The organism is Amycolatopsis sp. NPDC051106, assembly GCF_040682775.1.
Classification (GTDB): Bacteria; Actinomycetota; Actinomycetes; order Mycobacteriales; family Pseudonocardiaceae; genus Amycolatopsis.
In genome coordinates this window covers 1-14507 of sequence record NZ_JBFBBQ010000067.1, presented here as the reverse complement: position 1 = coordinate 14507, position 14507 = coordinate 1, and the positions used below count along the sequence as shown (strand labels likewise).

Below are 14507 nucleotides of genomic sequence, written 5' to 3'. Positions count from 1 at the left end.
CCGGCGGGCCCTGCGCGTTTACGGTGATTGCCTCCCTTTCCCCGGCGAAGGCGATCCTCCGTGCCCGACGCAGATCAGCGCGCTGGCGTGCTGTCCAAACGCGCTCTGGTGACCGCGTCCCACGCGGTCGAGCGCGCCGCGCTCGCCGACGGAACGGGCGCCGACACCGTGGTGTTCGCACTGTTCCAGCGGTTGCCGTACTTCGAACGAGAACGCGACGTGTACGCGCGGATCGCGCGGAAGGCGGCCGTCACGGTCGTCGGCATGGTCGACTCCGGCCGCCCCGACCTCCCGCACGGCGTCACGCCGGTGCTGCTGCGCCCCGACGAGCCGATGGCGCGGGAGTGGTCGGTCGCGGTGCTGTCGCCGACGTTCGGGGCCTCGGTCGTCGCGCAGGACCTGGACGAGATCGATCCGCAGGCGTCGTCGGTCGAGCGGGCGCGGCTGTTCCGCGGCCGCTGGGGACTGCGCCGCGACGAGGCGTACGCGGAGGTCGTCCGGCTCCGCGACGCGATGGGCGACCGGCTGCCCCCGGCGGTCCGCCGGAAGGTCGGCGAAGTCCTGGCGTCGGTGGAAACCCCGGCGGCGGTCGACGTCGAAAGCCGGGCGGAGGCGGCCCTGCGGCACGTGGCGGCCCGGCTGGACGAGGCGCGCGCGTCGGCACCGGCGGTGGCGGGCCCGGCCGTCGACCCGGACACCGGCCTCGAAACCCTGGCGGGCCTCACGCGGTGGCTCGGCGCCGCGACCGACACGGTGCCGCTCGGCCTGGTGCTGGTGGCGGTCGACGACCTCACCGCGGTCGAACGGCGCCACGGCACCCGCGTCCGCATGCACACAGAGCAGAACATCGCCGACCTGCTCCGCCAGGGCCTGCGCCCGCTCGACCGCGCGGTCCGGCTCGGACCGGGGGAGTTCCTGGTGATCCAGCCGGCGGTACCGGCGCCGGAGCTGACCTCTCGCAGTCACCACCTGGAACGCCGGCTGGCGGCGCTGCACGCGACATACCCGTTCGTGGACCTGCATCCCCGCACGACGACGTTGCTGACCCGCCGCCGCCCGTTGCCGCTGCAGAAGCTCCGCGCCCAGCTGCGCGAGGTCCCGGCGGTGACGCTGTGGCCGCCGAGCCAGGGATCCCTGCCGATCCCGCCGGAGCGGCACGGCTTGGTGATGCGCTCGGGAGCGGGCTCCCGGTTCCCCTGACGACGCTTCCGTATAACGACCTATACGGCTAGCGTCTATCCGCCACAATTCCTGGTCGCCGACCGGATCACTGCAAGGAGGACGGGGAGTCCACCAGCGACACCGGCGGCTCAGGGGCCGCACGTTCGATCGCCGATACCAGTGCCCGCAACGCGGCCACCTCCGCGGACAGCGCCCGCCGGCCGGCCGGGTTGATCGTGATCCACGTGCGGGGCCGCTTGCCCTCGTACCCCTTCTCGACGTCGATCAGCCCGGCTTCCTCGAGGATCGTGACGTGGCGCGACAGGTTCCCGGCCGTCATGTCCAGAGTCCGGCGCAGGTACCCGAAGTCGACCTTCCCGGCTTCGGCCGTGATGGTCAGGATGCCGAGCCGGTGCCGCTGGTGGACGGTCTCGTCGAGGCCTGCCGCGGGGTGCTCGCTCATGCGCGGGCCCGCCGCTCGTGCCAGGCCGCGAACGCCCCGCCGGCGAGCAGCACGAGACCCGGCAACAGCGTGTTCATGAACGCTGTCGTGGTCTCGCCTTCGAACCGCGCGAACACGCCGAGGTGGAAGAACATGCTCTGCATGGTGGAAAAGTTCGCCAGCAGCGCCGCGGCGGCGAAGAGCCCGCTGATCACGCCGAGCACGCGGCTGCGTTCCAGCCACGCGAGCCCGATCAGGCCGAGCGCGATCGTGACGAGTGGCGCGTAGGGCCGCGCCGGCGCGAACCGGAGGTCGAGCATCGCGAGGGCGACGAGACCGGAGACCATCGCGGCCGCCGTCGCGATGCCCTGGTGGCGGAGCCTCGGCCGCAGCCACAGCGCACCGCCGAGCGCGAGCACGGCGGCGACCGCCACCGGGACCGTGAACGACGGCCGGGTGAACGGCGACCGCGCGACCCGGTAGGCGAAGGACTCGACCACCGGGAACCCGAACGAAATCGCGAGGACGCCCACGAGTCCGATGGCGAGGTAGCCGCGGACCGGCGTCCGCACCCCGCTGCGCGTGCCGCGGTGCAGGTACCACGCGGCGGTGGCCAGGAATCCGCCGACGACCGCGGCGAGCCAGTAGAGCTGCAGTGGCGTGCCGAACCAGACGTGCGCGACTTCGAAGCGGGGCGGTCCGCCTTCCGCCCACAGGGGAGCCAGCAGCACGAGGACCCCGAAGAGGAACAACGGCGGCACGTACGCGTGGCGGTCCGCCCGCGTCCGGGCCCGCAGGCGGGAGATTTCGTCGAGCAGCGCGGCAGGTTCGGTCATCGGCCCCCCAGATCGTGACTAGTTTATTTGGCAAACCAGATCTGCGAGTGAACCTACCGCAGACCGGGCCGCCGCGGAAGCCGGGTCTGCGATCATGAACGGCGTGAAACCGCGCCGCTGGAACCCGGAAACCGTCGCGCCGCCGCTCGGGCGGTACAGCCACCTGGCCGAGGTGCCCGCCGGGCACCGGCTCGTCTTCCTCGCCGGTCAGCTCGGCGTGGGAGCCGACGGCACCCTCGCCGGGGCGGACGCCGAAGCGCAGGGACGGCAGATCTTCGCCAACCTCGAAGCGCTCCTCGCCGCCGAGGGCGCCGGGCCGGAGCACCTCGTCAAGCTGCTGACGCTGGTCGCGGGCACCGAGCACCTCGCCGGGTTCCGCGCCGCGCAGGCCGAGGTGTTCGCACGCTGGTTCCCGGATGGCGACTTCCCCGCCTCGACGCTCGCGGTCGTGGCGGCGCTGGCGGGGCCGGACTACACGGTGGAGGTCGAGGCGGTCGCCGCCGTGCCCGGCTAGGCAGGCGCGAGGTGCCGGTGGCCAGGTCGCCCTTTGGGTCCGGTTAGGCAGACATCGCCGGCGGCAGCGCGCTGTCGGCGATGAGGTCGCCGTCGGGTCCGGCTAGGCAGAGGCGAGGTGCCGGTGACGGTCGCAGTCGCACCTGGCCAGGCGCGCATCGCCGGCGGCAGCGCGCTGTCGGCGATGAGGTCGCCGTCGCGCCTGGCCAGGCATACGCGAAGAGCCGGGCCCGGCTGGGCGCGCATCGTCAACAGCAGCCCAGGGTCGCCGCCGTGCCCGCTTAGGCGAAGACCGCCAGCGTCAACCCGCCGCCGATGATGAGCGTGCACGCCGCGATCGTCGTGCGCCGGTAGTGGAGGATCAGCGCCGCGAACTCGCGCAACAGTGCGCTCGGCAGGAAGTAGCGAGCCGTCGGCGCGCCCGTCGCGTCGAACGGGAGGCCCAGGCGGCGGCACTCCACCGCCGTGCGGAAGACGTGGTAGTTGCTGGTCACCGCCAGCACCCGGTGCCGCCGTGCGCCGCCGAGCAGCTCCGCGGAAAACTCGAGGTTCTCCTCGGTCGTCGTCGCGCGGTCTTCGCGGCGGATCCGGTCGGCCGGGATTCCCCGCGCGCGCAGGTACTCGTCCATCGCTTCGGCTTCGGTCGTCGACTCCCCGGGCCCGCGCCCGCCCGACACCACCAGCAGCGGGGGAGTGGCTTCCCGTTCGTACAGCCGGATCGCGCGGTCGAGCCGCGCGGCCAGCAGCGGCGTCACCCGGTCGCCGGCCAGGCCGCAGCCCAGGACGATGATCGCGTCGAACCCCGTGCGCCGCCGCAGCCTGCCGTACAGGATCGAATACCCGAGCAGGGACGCGAACAGGAATCCGAAGTAGCAGGCGAGCACCGCCGCCGTGGCCACCAGGGCCGATCCCCACCGGCCGAGCGGCACGAAGAACAGCCCTTCGAGCACCAGGATGCCGACGCCGAGCAGGAACGAGAGCAGGTTCGCGAGAGCCCGGCCTTCGCGCCGCACCATCCGGACGCCGTTGGCGATCAGCGCACCCGGCAGCACCACCGCGACGATGATCCCGACGACCGCCACCACCCCGGCCAGGATCGGCGTCAGCCACTCCAGGTGCAGGGCCGCGCGCAGCAGCCACAATCCCATCAGCAACAGTGCCAGCCCGAGCCAGACGGCGTTGCCGAGCCGGCGCGGTTCGCGGGCCAGGCGGACCGCGAAGACCAGCAGGGCCGCCGCGGCGCAGCCGGGCAACACGGCATTGGTGACGCTCACCCGGCCCACCTCCCCGAAGAGGCCAAGGTAAAGCACGCGGACCCGGCGGGTGCCCACCGGGTCCGCGTCCGCTCCCGGGCCGTCAGGCCTTGCGCTGCATGGCCGACCGCGCCGGGTTGCCCTGGTCCGCGGCCTTCGGGTCGGTCTCGTCCTGCTTGGCGCGCACACCCGACTCGATCCGGTCGCCGACGTCCTTGTCGACGTTGCGCCAGTAGTCGAACGCGCGCGCCAGCACCGGCTCGCTCACGCCGTTGAGCAGGTGCCCGACGACGTTGTCGACCAGCCGGCCGCGGGCGTCCTCGTCGAACACCTCGCGGACCATCGTGCCGGCCTGGCCCCAGTCGTCGTCCTCTTCGCGCAGCGTGTACGCCGTGCGGACCATGTCGCCGTCGGTGTGCCAGCCCGACGGCTGCCCGTACTTGGCCACGTCGGCCTGCGGGCCGCCCTTCGAGTTCGGCGCGTACACCGGGTCCGACACCTTCGTGTACCGCATCGCGCCGTCCTTGCTGTAGCTGTGCACGGGGGCGACGGGCGCGTTGACCGGCAGCTGCTTGTAGTTCGCGCCGATCCGGTAGCGGTGCGCGTCCGGGTAGGAGAACAGCCGGCCGAGCAGCATCTTGTCCGGGCTCGCGGCGATGCCCGGCACCAGGTTGCTCGGCTCGAACGCCGCCTGCTCGATCTCGGCGTGGTGGTCGGTCGGGTTGCGGTCGAGCGTCATCCGGCCGACGTCGATCAGCGGGTAGTCGCCGTGCGGCCACACCTTCGTCAGGTCGAACGGGTTGAACCGGTAGTTCTTGGCGTCGTCGAAGGGCATGACCTGCACCTTGAGCGTCCAGCTCGGGTGGTCGCCGCGCTCGATCGACTCGTACAGGTCGCGCGTGTGGTAGTCGGTGTCGGCCGACGCCATCTGGTCGGCTTCGTCCTGGGTGAACGTCTCGACGCCCTGGTCGGTCTTGAAGTGGTACTTCACCCAGAACCGCTCGCCGGTCGTGTTGACCCACATGTAGGTGTGCGAGCTGTAGCCGTTCATGTGGCGCCAGGTGCGCGGGATCCCGCGGTCGCCCATCAGCCACGTCACCTGGTGCGCCGACTCCGGCGACAGCGTCCAGAAGTCCCACTGCATGTCGTGGTCGCGCAGGTTGTTGTCGGCGCGGCGCTTCTGCGAGCGGATGAAGTGCTGGAACTTCAACGGATCCCGGATGAAGAAGACCGGCGTGTTGTTGCCGACCATGTCGTAGTTGCCTTCGCTGGTGTAGAACTTCACCGCGAAGCCGCGCGGGTCGCGCCAGGTGTCGGGGCTGCCCCGCTCGCCGGCGACGGTGGAGAACCGGACCAGCAGGTCGGTCTTCGTGCCCGGCTGGAACACGGCCGCCTTCGTGTACGCGCTGACGTCACCGGTCACCTCGAACCGCCCGAACGCGCCGCTGCCCTTGGCGTGCGGCTGCCGCTCGGGGACGCGTTCGCGGTTGAACTGCGCCATCTGCTCGATGAGGTAGTTGTCGTGCAGCAGGATCGGGCCGTCGGGGCCGACCGTGAGCGAGTGTTCGTCACTCTCGACCGGGATGCCGGCGTCGGTGGTGGTCGGTCGGGGGTGGGACTGCGTCACGATGATGTCGCTTTCCGGGAAGTGGCGGTACGGCAGCCGGGGCAGACGCCCCAGAAGACCACTTCCGCTTCGTCGAGCAGGAAGCCGTGTGCGTCGCCCGGGGTCAGGCACGGGGCCGCGCCGACCACGCAGTCGACGTCCTCCGTCCGCCCGCAGCGACGGCACACGACGTGGTGGTGGTTGTCCCCGGCCCGCCGTTCGAAGCGGGCCGGGTGTCCCGGCAGCTCGATCCGCCGGATCAGGCCGGCCTCCGCGCACGCGCCCAGGACGTCGTAGACCGCCTGGGTGGACACGGATCCCAGCACCGAGCGGACCCCGGTGCCGATTTCGTCCACTGTGGAATGAGGATGCCCGGTCAGCCACGTGAGCACCGCCCGCCGGGGCGCGGTGACGCGCAGGCCGGCGGCCCGCAGCGTGGTGGTCGCATCGCTCATGGACCCCACCGTCCGCGCTTTTCTGGATTCGGTCAAGTCCTCGGATGGCCGGTTTGAACGGGCGGAAATCGGGTAGTGGCTTACCGTTCTGGCATGGTGGGAGCGTGAGACCGGCCTTCGTCCTGCACGAGCACTGGCGCCCGCGGCACCACTTCGACCTCCGGCTCGAGGAGGACGGCGTGTTGCGGTCGTGGGCCGTGCCGCGCGGCCTCCCGCCGGATTCCGCGGGCAACCGGCTCGCGGTCGCGGTGCCCGACCACGCGATGGACCACCTCGCCTACGAGGACGACACGAAGAAGGTCGCGGACACGGGCTGGTGGGAGGAGCACGACCGGACGGACAAGCGGATCCTGTTCACCCTGCACGGCCGGACGGAATCGGTCCGGTACGCGCTGATCCGGACCGACCGCGACTGGCTCCTGCACCGCACCCGCGACCAGCCGGGAGACGCCGATGGCGCGAGCTGAAGTCCTGTCCGCCACGCCCACGCTCTTCCGCGACGACGGCGCGCTGGACGAGGCGGCCAACCGCGCGCTCCTGACGTGGCTGCACGGTTGCGTCGACGGCGTCTTCGTCGCCGGGACGACGGGGGAGTTCCCCGCCCTCGACCGGGCCGAGCGCCGGCTGCTCACCGAACTCGCGCTGGCGGTGTTCGGCCCGGACCGGACGATCGTGCACGTGGGCGCGGCGAGCACGCGCGAAGCGATCACCTTGGCCGAGGACGCGCTGGGCGCGGGGGCGACGCGCCTGGCCGTGATCACGCCGTACTACCTGCCCGCCGACGCCCAGGCCGTCCGGCGGCACTTCGCCGCCGTGCGCGAGGCCGCCGGGGCCGCGGACGTCTACGGCTACCTCTTCCCGGAGCGCACCGGCGTCACCGTGACCCCGCGGGAGTTCGCCGAGACGGGCCTGCCGGGCGGCAAGCTGTCCGGTGCGGCGGCCGCGGAGTTCGCGGCCTTCCGGGCAGCTCTGCCGGACGCGCGGTTCTACTCGGGAGCCGACACGGAGCTGGCGGCGGTCGCCCGCGCCGGCGGGGCCGGCATCGTTTCGGGCCTCTCCGCGGCGTTCCCGGAGCCGTTCCGGGACCTGGCGGTCGCGGTCGACGAGGGGAACGGCGAAGCCGAGCGGGCGGCTCAGGCGCGGGCGGACGAGGTCCTCGCGGCGCTGGGCGGCACCGTCGAAGGGATCAAGGAAGCTCTGCGGCAGCGAGGCATCGGCAACGGCCGGCTGCGGATGCCGGCGCCCGCACCGGACGTCGGGCGGATCGCGGCCTACGCGCGGAGCTGAACCCCGGCACGCATCGCCCGGTGGGCCCAGTGGCCGAGCACCGCGAGCAGCGCGATCTCCAGGACCATCATCAGCCGCTCGACCAGGCCGGTCGCCACGGTCGGCAGGTGACCGCCGAGGACGACGTTGACCGCGAACGGCACGATGAACGGCAGGTAGAACGGGATCGCCGCCAGCGCCAGCCGGCGCGACCAGCGGGCGAACCGCCGCCAGCGCGGGTCGTCGCGGTGGCGGCGGCCCAAGGCCCAGCCGACGACCGGGAGGCTGAGGCACGTCACGGCCGAGGCGTACAGGTGGATCTTGCCGGTGGCCGTGATGGCGCCGCCCTGGGGATCCTTCGCGAAGACCGCCACCGCGAGCAGGCTGAGGCACCACAGCGCCTTCGCCGCCACCAGCGCCGGGTTGGCCAGCAGGCCGCGGCGGTAGAGCGCGACCAGCAGCAGCGCCGAACCGGTGCTGGTGAGCAGCAGCGCGCCGTCCCACATCCAGCGGCCCGGGCTCAGCGCGTAGTCGCTGAGCATCGTGCTGACCGGGTCGAGCGGCGCGAGCCGCCGGTCGAGGTGCAGCACGGCCAGCAGGACGACAGCGCCGGCGAAGGCGGTCAGGGCTCCCGGCACGAGCAGCCGGGCGCGGAGCGAGGGAAGGACCGGTGAAGGGGACAGCATGCGTTAAGACACTCCGCGACGGCTCGGCTGGTTCAGGCGCAAGCCGAGGACGCTACCTGTGACCTTTCCGTGATCATAGCGGGACACGCCCGAGATGTGATCCGCGCCACTGGCGTCCCTCAGGCGGAGCTTTCACTCGAAAGCTGCGCCTGAGTCAGTGGTAGCCGTCCTGCGGGATCTCCGCCGAGTCCGTCAGCCGGAGCTTGCGGCGCGCCCGCTGGTAGAACGTCGTCATCCCGAGCCGGACGACCCGCGCCGCGCTGGGGCGGGCGTGCAGGTCGAGGCGGTCGCCGGGGGAGACGTACCCCTCGACCTGGCCGTCGACCTCCACCGCCAGCCGGCCGCTGGTCGGCAGCAGTTTCAGCGTCACCTCGTCGTGCACCGACAGCACGATGCCCCGGCTGTACGCGGAGTGCGGCGCCGCCGGCGTGACCAGCAGCGCCTCGACCGACGGGCTGGTGATCGGGCCGCCGGCCGAAAAGCTGTACGCCGTCGAACCGGTCGGGGTGGCGACGACCACCGCGTCCGCCGAGTAGCTGACGAACTGCTGGCCGCCGACGTGGACCGCGACGACCGCGCTGCCGTCGCCCGGCACGCGCACCACCGCGATGTCGTTGAACGCGGTGATCCGGCGCCCCGCCAGCACGGCGTCCACGGCCAGCCGCGGCTCCACCGTGAACTGGTGGTCGTCGATGGCCGAGAGGGCGCCGGGCAGGTCCGGGACGTCGACCTCGGCCAGGAAGCCCAGCTTGCCGAGGTTCACCCCGAGCACCGGCGCGCGCTGGCCGTCGGCCAGCCGCATGGCGCGCAGCATCGTGCCGTCCCCGCCCAGGCTGACCACCAGGTCGGACCGCCGGCCGAGCTCCTCGGGCGTCACCCCGATCGCCGCGCAGTTCAGGCGGACGATCTCGTCGGCGATGCCGAGGATCTCGATGTTCCGCTTGCCCGCCCAGCCGAGCACGGCTTCGACGGCGGCCGCCGAGTCACGGCGGGGGTGCAGCACGAGTCCGGCGGAGTGCATGTCAGCGACCCCGGACAAGCGAAGAGAGCGTCATGCGCTCAGTCTGCCCGCTCCCGCCCGTCGTCGCGAGAAGCGGAGGGCGCCGTCGTCGATCCGGCCGTGCCGCAGCTTGACGACGTCGTGCGCGTAACTCATGCCGAGCGTCCACGGCGCCCGCGAGCCGGCCTTCGGGAACTCGTCGATCGCCCGCAGCACGTACCCCGCGTCGAAGTCGAGCAGCGGCAGCTCGGTGACCGCCGGGTCGTCGTTGACCGGCACGCACTGGTCGTAGCCGTTCCGGTCGAGGTGCCGCAGCAGCCGGACGACGTACTCGCCGACGAGATCGGCCTTGAGCGTCCACGACGCGTTCGTGTAGCCGATCGTGAACGCGAAGTTCGGCACACCGCTGAGCATCATCCCCTTGTAGGCCATGGTTTCCGGCAGCTTGACGGGGTCGCCGTCGACGACGAGGTCGATGCCGCCGAAGGCCAGCAGTCGCAGCCCGGTGGCCGTGACGACGACGTCCGCGGGCAGCTCGTCACCGGACTCCAGGCGGATCCCGTCCTTCGTGAACGACGCGATCCGGTCGGTGACCACCGAGGCGTCCCCGCGCTTGATCGAGCGGAACAGGTCGCCGTCCGGCACCAGGCACAGCCGCTGGTCCCAGGGCTGGTAGCGCGGCTTGAAGTGGGTGTCGACGGCGTACCCGGGCGGCAGCTGCTTCATCGCGGCCTTGCGGATCATCGCCTTGACCACGCCCGGGCGGCGCCGGCTGAGCTGGTAGATCAGCGTGCTCACCGCGACGTTCTTCCACCGCGCGATCGGGTACGCCAGTTTCGGGCCGAGCAGGCCGCGCAGCCGGTTGGCCAGCGCGTCCTCCGACGGCAGCGAAAGGATGTAGGTGGGGGAGCGCTGCAGCATCGTGACGTGCTCGGCGCGGTCGGTCATGGCCGGCACCAGCGTCACGGCCGTCGCGCCGCTGCCGATCACGACGACCTTCTTGCCGGCGTAGTCCAGGTCCTCGGGCCAGTGCTGCGGGTGCACGACGGTGCCGCCGAAGTCCTCGATGCCGGGGAACTCCGGCGTGTGACCGCCCGCGTAGTCGTAGTAGCCGCTGCACAGGTAGAGGAACTTCGCGGTCAAGAGGACGGGCTCGCCGTCGCGCGTGGCCTCGACCGTCCACAGTGCGTCCTCTGTGGACCATTCCGCGCGGACGACCCGGTGCCCGAACCGGATGTGCCGGTCGATCCCGGCGTCGGCGGCGGTGTCCCGGACGTACTGCAGGATCGACGGGCCGTCGGCGATGGCCTTCTTGCTGGTCCACGGGCGGAACCGGTAGCCGAGGGTCTGCATGTCCGAGTCGGACCGCACACCCGGGTAGCGGAAGAGGTCCCACGTGCCGCCGATGGCGTCGCGGGCTTCGAGGATCGCGTACGTCTTGCGCGGGAACGCCGTGCGCAGGTGGTGGGCCGCGCCGACGCCGGACAGGCCGGCCCCGACGATCAGGACATCGACGTGCTCGGTCATCGGATGGCCTCCGTCCGCCGCGGGCGCCTCAGCAGGCGCGTCAGCACGGCGTTGTAGTGGGTGGGGGTGACGCGGGCGAGCGCGTCGAACAGGTAGGCGTCGGGGCCGACGAGGATGCGGGCCTTGCCGCGGTCGACGCCGGTGTGGATGATCGCCGCGGCCTTGTCCGGCGACGTCATCGTCATGGCCTCGAACTGCGCGGCCATCTCTTCGCGGCTGCGGCCCAGCCCGGCGGGGTCCCGGCGCACGCGGGCGTTGCGCGCGATGTTCGTCGTGATGCCGCCCGGGTGGACGGTGATCGCGCGGACCGCGCTGCCGGCCAGCTCCTGCCGCAGCGACTCGGTGAAGCCGCGGACGGCGAACTTCGCCGCGCAGTACGCGCTCTGGTAAGGCACTCCGAGCAGGCCGTACACGCTGGAGGTGTTGACGATCGCGCCTTCGCCCTGCTCGACGAGGATCGGCAGGAACGCCCGCGTCCCGTGCACCACCCCGCGGAAGTTGATGTCGTGCAGCCAGTCGTCGTCCTCGGGTACCGCGTCGAGCACGCTCGAGGTGACCGCCACGCCGGCGTTGTTGAAGACCGCGGCCAGCGGTGCCGGGAGCCACTCGCGCACCTCGGCGGCGAACCGGAGCTGGTCTTCCGCGTCGCGGACGTCGAGCACCCGCGTGAGCACGCGGCCGTGCAGCGCCGCCGCGGTGGCCTTCAGCCCGTCCGCGTCGACGTCGGCCAAGGCGACCGGCGAGCCGAGCCGGGACAGCCGGGTGGCCAGCGCGCGGCCGATGCCGGAGGCGGCGCCGGTGATCACCACCGGGCGCCCGGTGATGCTACGGGGCCGTGACATCGCTGCTCCTCACGTGCTTGTCGATGAGGTCCAGCAGGGTGGGCCACGCGCCCGAGGGCAGGTCGTGACCCATGCCGCGGACGGTTTCGAGGCGGGCGCCGCGAATCGCGCGGGCCGTGGCGGCGCCGCCGGTGGGGTGGACCATCCGGTCGCGGTCGCCGTGGATCACTAGCGTCGGCGCGGTGATTCTCCGCAGCAGCGGCGTCCGGTTGCCGGACTTGAGGATCGCGCCGAGCTGACGGCCCACGCCGCCGGCCGTCGGATCGCGGTCCCAGCCGGTCCCGGCCAGCTCGCGGACCCGGGCCTCGTCGAACGGGAAGCCGTGGGAGCCGATGTGCCGGAACATCCGGACGGCGCTTTCGACTGCCTCCTCACGGGACTTCGGCGGCTTCGCGCCCATCATCCGCAACGTCGAGAACGCGGGACGGCCGAGCAGGCGCGACCCGGTCGTCGACATGATCGACGTCAGGGTGCGAATCCGGTCCGGGTGCAGCGCCGCGACGGTCTGGGAGATCATGCCGCCCATGGAGACGCCCGCGATGTGCGCGGTCTCGAGGTCCAGGGCGTCGAACAGGCCGATGGTGTCGGCGGCCATGTCCGTCAGGTCGTACTGCTGCGCGGGGAACCGGCCCGCGAACATGCCGGGGAGGCTCGCGGGCCGGAAGCGCGGGTGCGTCGAGCGCCCGGCGTCGCGGTTGTCGAACCGGACGACCTCGAAGCCGCGCTCGGCGAGCTGCGCGCAGAACGCGTCCGGCCAGCTGTGCAGCTGCTGGCCCAGCCCGGCGACGAGGACCAGCGGCTCGGCGCCGCGGTCCCCGATCCGTTCGTACGCCAGGGAAATGCCCCGGCCGGCGTCGGCGCTCTCTTCGGTCACTGCTCTCCTCCGGTGGTTCGGCGGCGCACGACCGCGCGGCCGCCCTTGGCGGGGGCGTAGGCGACGCCCCGCGAGTGCCAGCGTTCGCCGGGCGCGGTCGTCGGCACCAGCGTGAAGTCCCGCAGCAGGGTCCGCAGCACGACGGTCATCTCCATGGTCGCGAACGCCGCGCCGAGGCAGCGCCGCGTCCCGCCGCCGAACGGGATCCACTGGTAGAGGTCCGGGCGCGCGCCTTCGAAACGGTGCGGGTCGAAGGTGGCCGCGTGCGGGAACACCGCGTCGTCGTCGTGGATCAGGGCGATGCTGACGAGGACCGCGTACCCCTTCGGCAGCGTCCAGCGGCCCAGCCGGAAGCCGTCCTGCTTGACCTGCCGGGCGGTCAGGTCGATGACCGGGCGGGTGCGCTGGACCTCGAGGATCGTCGCGTCGAGCAGCTTGCCGTCGTCTTCCTGCAGTTCCTCCAGCAGCGCGGGGTGACGGCGGAGGCGTTCGACGGCCCAGGCCAGCGTCGTCGCGGTGGTTTCGTGGCCGGCCGTGAGGAGGGTGAGGAGCTGGTCGGCGATCTCGTCGCGGCTCAGCCCGGAGCCGTCGTCGTAGCGGGTCTGCAGCATCATCGCGAGGACGTCGTCGCCGTCCGGGCGGGCCTTCGCGATCAGGCGGTCGACGATCGCGTCGTACTCGCGGCGCATCCGTTCGAAGCGGCGCCACGGGTTGAAGCGGCCCTTCTTGGAGATCGGCGCGACGGCCAGCCGGGAGCCGAGGGTGACGAACGGCGGGAGCAGCTTGCGCAGCTCGGCGAACTCGGCCCCTTCGGCGCCGAACACCGCGCGGAGGATGGCGTTGAGCGTGATCCGCATCATCGACGGCAGGGTGGCGAAGGCTTTCCCGTCCGGCCAGCTCGCGAGTTCGCGGATCGTCTCTTCCTCGACGATCTTCTCGTAGGCCGCCAGTCGCCGTCCGTGGAAGGGCGGAACGAGGAGCTTGCGCTGCCTTTTGTGCTCGGCGCCGGACAGCGCGAACATCGAGTGCGGCCCGAGCACCCGGCCGAGGTTGACCTCGAGGTTGTCGACGAGGTCGGGCCCGGAGGTGAAGAGCTGCTTGATCTCGCCCGGGTCGCTGAGCACGACGGCGTGGCCGAAGATCGGCACGTTGACGGTGAAGGCGTCCCCGTACCGCTCCTTGAGCCGCCGCATGCCCCGCAGCGGTTGCGTGAGCGCGTACGCGCCTTGGACGGCGCGGGGCGCGGCCGGCCCCGGCGGCAGCGTCACCGCGCTGGTCATGGTCGTCATCGACCCTCCCGAAAGTGGTGGTACGCGGACGTACCATCGGTACGGTACGCCGGTGTACCATCGCGTTTCAAGAGGGAGGACGGTAACTTGGCTGTCGTGGACGTCGACACCCGCCGCCAGCGGCTGCTGGACGGCCTGGCCGCGTCGATCACCGAGGCCGGCTTCCGCGAAACGACGGTCGCCGACGTCGTCCGCCGCGCGCGCACGTCCCGCCGCACGTTCTACGAGCACTTCTCCAGCCGTGAAGAGTGCTTGATCGCGCTGCTGGCGGACGCGAACCGCGCGATGATCCAGCAGATCTCCGACGCGGTCGACCCGCGCGCACCGTGGGCTCTTCAGGTGCGCCAGGCGATCGAGGCGTGGATCGCGTGCGCGGAGTCCGAGCCGGCGATCACGCTGAGCTGGATCCGCGACGTCCCGGCGTTGGGAGCGCCTGCCCGCGACCTGCAGCGCGACGCGATGGAGGGGTTCATCGCGATGACCCAGCGGTTGACGGACACCCCGGAGCTGCGCGCGGCGGGCATCAGCCCGCCGTCCCGCCAGCTGGCGATCATGCTGCTGGGCGGTCTGCGGGAGCTGATCGCGACCACGGTCGAGGACGGCGGCCGCGCCGGCGACATGACGGAGGTTGCGGTGCGGGCGTCGCTCGCGCTGCTCGGCCCGGCCTGACCCCAGCGCCCCAAGGTGGCCTTGGTTGCGTCTGACGCACCCAAGGTGGCCTTCGGTGCGTCAGACCCACCCAAAGCCCCCCCAGGGG

The 14507-nt window shown here is 72.1% G+C and carries 16 protein-coding genes; 5 read left to right on the top strand and 11 right to left on the bottom strand.

Features of this window, described 5'->3' with window-relative positions; translation table 11 throughout:
- Positions 1-60 precede the first annotated feature (60 nt).
- Positions 61-1200, top strand: coding sequence for a DICT sensory domain-containing protein (locus AB0M83_RS35535; RefSeq protein WP_364523910.1), 1140 nt, complete (start codon positions 61-63; stop codon positions 1198-1200).
- Positions 1201-1267: 67 nt separating this feature from the next.
- On the opposite strand, the gene AB0M83_RS35530 is transcribed toward AB0M83_RS35535, so the two are convergent.
- Positions 1268-1624 carry a transcriptional regulator gene (locus AB0M83_RS35530; protein ID WP_364523908.1) on the bottom strand — a complete coding sequence of 119 codons (357 nt, stop codon included), beginning with the start codon at positions 1622-1624 and terminating at the stop codon, positions 1268-1270.
- Positions 1621-2439: a hypothetical protein gene (locus tag AB0M83_RS35525; protein ID WP_364523906.1), complete on the bottom strand. Its 819-nt coding sequence runs from the start codon at positions 2437-2439 to the stop codon at positions 1621-1623. The genes AB0M83_RS35530 and AB0M83_RS35525 overlap by 4 nt, the downstream gene beginning before the upstream one ends.
- 103 nt (positions 2440-2542) lie before the next feature.
- Here AB0M83_RS35525 and AB0M83_RS35520 point away from each other — a divergent pair, with 103 nt between their 5' ends.
- Positions 2543-2953 (top strand): RidA family protein, encoded by a 411-nt coding sequence (locus tag AB0M83_RS35520; RefSeq protein WP_364523904.1) that lies wholly within the window; start codon positions 2543-2545, stop codon positions 2951-2953.
- Between the two features lie 280 nt (positions 2954-3233).
- On the opposite strand, the gene AB0M83_RS35515 is transcribed toward AB0M83_RS35520, so the two are convergent.
- From AB0M83_RS35515 to AB0M83_RS35505, 3 genes are all read right to left on the bottom strand, one after another.
- Complete coding sequence (locus AB0M83_RS35515) at positions 3234-4226, bottom strand: YdcF family protein (protein WP_364523902.1); 993 nt, start codon at positions 4224-4226, stop codon at positions 3234-3236.
- A gap of 82 nt (positions 4227-4308) precedes the next feature.
- The gene (locus tag AB0M83_RS35510; protein ID WP_364523900.1) at positions 4309-5832 is read right to left on the bottom strand and encodes a catalase; all 1524 of its coding nucleotides are present in this window, start codon (positions 5830-5832) and stop codon (positions 4309-4311) included.
- Entirely contained in the window at positions 5829-6266 is a 438-nt protein-coding gene (locus tag AB0M83_RS35505; protein ID WP_364523898.1) for a Fur family transcriptional regulator, read from the bottom strand. Before AB0M83_RS35505 ends, AB0M83_RS35510 begins: the two co-directional genes overlap by 4 nt.
- Before the next feature lie 104 nt (positions 6267-6370).
- Between AB0M83_RS35505 and AB0M83_RS35500 the strand changes: the two genes are divergently transcribed.
- Both AB0M83_RS35500 and AB0M83_RS35495 read left to right on the top strand, forming a co-directional pair.
- Positions 6371-6733 (top strand): DNA polymerase ligase N-terminal domain-containing protein, encoded by a 363-nt coding sequence (locus AB0M83_RS35500; protein WP_364523896.1) that lies wholly within the window; start codon positions 6371-6373, stop codon positions 6731-6733.
- Positions 6720-7553 carry a dihydrodipicolinate synthase family protein gene (locus AB0M83_RS35495; protein WP_364523894.1) on the top strand — a complete coding sequence of 278 codons (834 nt, stop codon included), beginning with the start codon at positions 6720-6722 and terminating at the stop codon, positions 7551-7553. The genes AB0M83_RS35500 and AB0M83_RS35495 overlap by 14 nt, the downstream gene beginning before the upstream one ends.
- Here AB0M83_RS35495 and AB0M83_RS35490 read toward each other — a convergent pair.
- The 6 genes from AB0M83_RS35490 to AB0M83_RS35465 form a co-directional block, all read right to left on the bottom strand.
- The gene (locus AB0M83_RS35490) at positions 7538-8218 is read right to left on the bottom strand and encodes a DUF998 domain-containing protein (protein WP_364523892.1); all 681 of its coding nucleotides are present in this window, start codon (positions 8216-8218) and stop codon (positions 7538-7540) included. The genes AB0M83_RS35495 and AB0M83_RS35490 overlap by 16 nt on opposite strands.
- A gap of 154 nt (positions 8219-8372) precedes the next feature.
- Entirely contained in the window at positions 8373-9239 is an 867-nt protein-coding gene (locus tag AB0M83_RS35485; RefSeq protein WP_364523890.1) for an NAD(+)/NADH kinase, read from the bottom strand.
- A 30-nt stretch (positions 9240-9269) separates the two neighbouring features.
- Entirely contained in the window at positions 9270-10745 is a 1476-nt protein-coding gene (locus AB0M83_RS35480) for an NAD(P)/FAD-dependent oxidoreductase (RefSeq protein WP_364523888.1), read from the bottom strand.
- Positions 10742-11587 (bottom strand): SDR family NAD(P)-dependent oxidoreductase, encoded by an 846-nt coding sequence (locus AB0M83_RS35475; RefSeq protein WP_364523885.1) that lies wholly within the window; start codon positions 11585-11587, stop codon positions 10742-10744. The genes AB0M83_RS35480 and AB0M83_RS35475 overlap by 4 nt, the downstream gene beginning before the upstream one ends.
- Positions 11571-12461, bottom strand: coding sequence for an alpha/beta hydrolase (locus AB0M83_RS35470; RefSeq protein WP_364523883.1), 891 nt, complete (start codon positions 12459-12461; stop codon positions 11571-11573). Before AB0M83_RS35470 ends, AB0M83_RS35475 begins: the two co-directional genes overlap by 17 nt.
- Complete coding sequence (locus AB0M83_RS35465) at positions 12458-13750, bottom strand: cytochrome P450 (protein ID WP_364523881.1); 1293 nt, start codon at positions 13748-13750, stop codon at positions 12458-12460. Before AB0M83_RS35465 ends, AB0M83_RS35470 begins: the two co-directional genes overlap by 4 nt.
- Before the next feature lie 87 nt (positions 13751-13837).
- On the opposite strand from AB0M83_RS35465, the gene AB0M83_RS35460 reads away from it, so the two are divergent.
- The gene (locus tag AB0M83_RS35460; protein ID WP_364523879.1) at positions 13838-14419 is read left to right on the top strand and encodes a helix-turn-helix domain-containing protein; all 582 of its coding nucleotides are present in this window, start codon (positions 13838-13840) and stop codon (positions 14417-14419) included.
- The last annotated feature ends 88 nt before the right edge of the window (positions 14420-14507 follow it).

Excerpts from the sequence above, each read along its gene's own strand:
- AB0M83_RS35530 (WP_364523908.1), bottom strand. The coding sequence starts at position 1,624 with ATGAGCGAGCACCCCGCGGCAGGCCTCGACGAGACCGTCCACCAGCGG.
- AB0M83_RS35525 (WP_364523906.1), bottom strand. The coding sequence starts at position 2,439 with ATGACCGAACCTGCCGCGCTGCTCGACGAAATCTCCCGCCTGCGGGCC.
- AB0M83_RS35505 (WP_364523898.1), bottom strand. The coding sequence starts at position 6,266 with ATGAGCGATGCGACCACCACGCTGCGGGCCGCCGGCCTGCGCGTCACC.
- AB0M83_RS35495 (WP_364523894.1), top strand. The coding sequence starts at position 6,720 with ATGGCGCGAGCTGAAGTCCTGTCCGCCACGCCCACGCTCTTCCGCGAC.
- AB0M83_RS35490 (WP_364523892.1), bottom strand. The coding sequence starts at position 8,218 with ATGCTGTCCCCTTCACCGGTCCTTCCCTCGCTCCGCGCCCGGCTGCTC.
- AB0M83_RS35485 (WP_364523890.1), bottom strand. The coding sequence starts at position 9,239 with ATGCACTCCGCCGGACTCGTGCTGCACCCCCGCCGTGACTCGGCGGCC.
- AB0M83_RS35480 (WP_364523888.1), bottom strand. The coding sequence starts at position 10,745 with ATGACCGAGCACGTCGATGTCCTGATCGTCGGGGCCGGCCTGTCCGGC.
- AB0M83_RS35475 (WP_364523885.1), bottom strand. The coding sequence starts at position 11,587 with ATGTCACGGCCCCGTAGCATCACCGGGCGCCCGGTGGTGATCACCGGC.
- AB0M83_RS35465 (WP_364523881.1), bottom strand. The coding sequence starts at position 13,750 with ATGACGACCATGACCAGCGCGGTGACGCTGCCGCCGGGGCCGGCCGCG.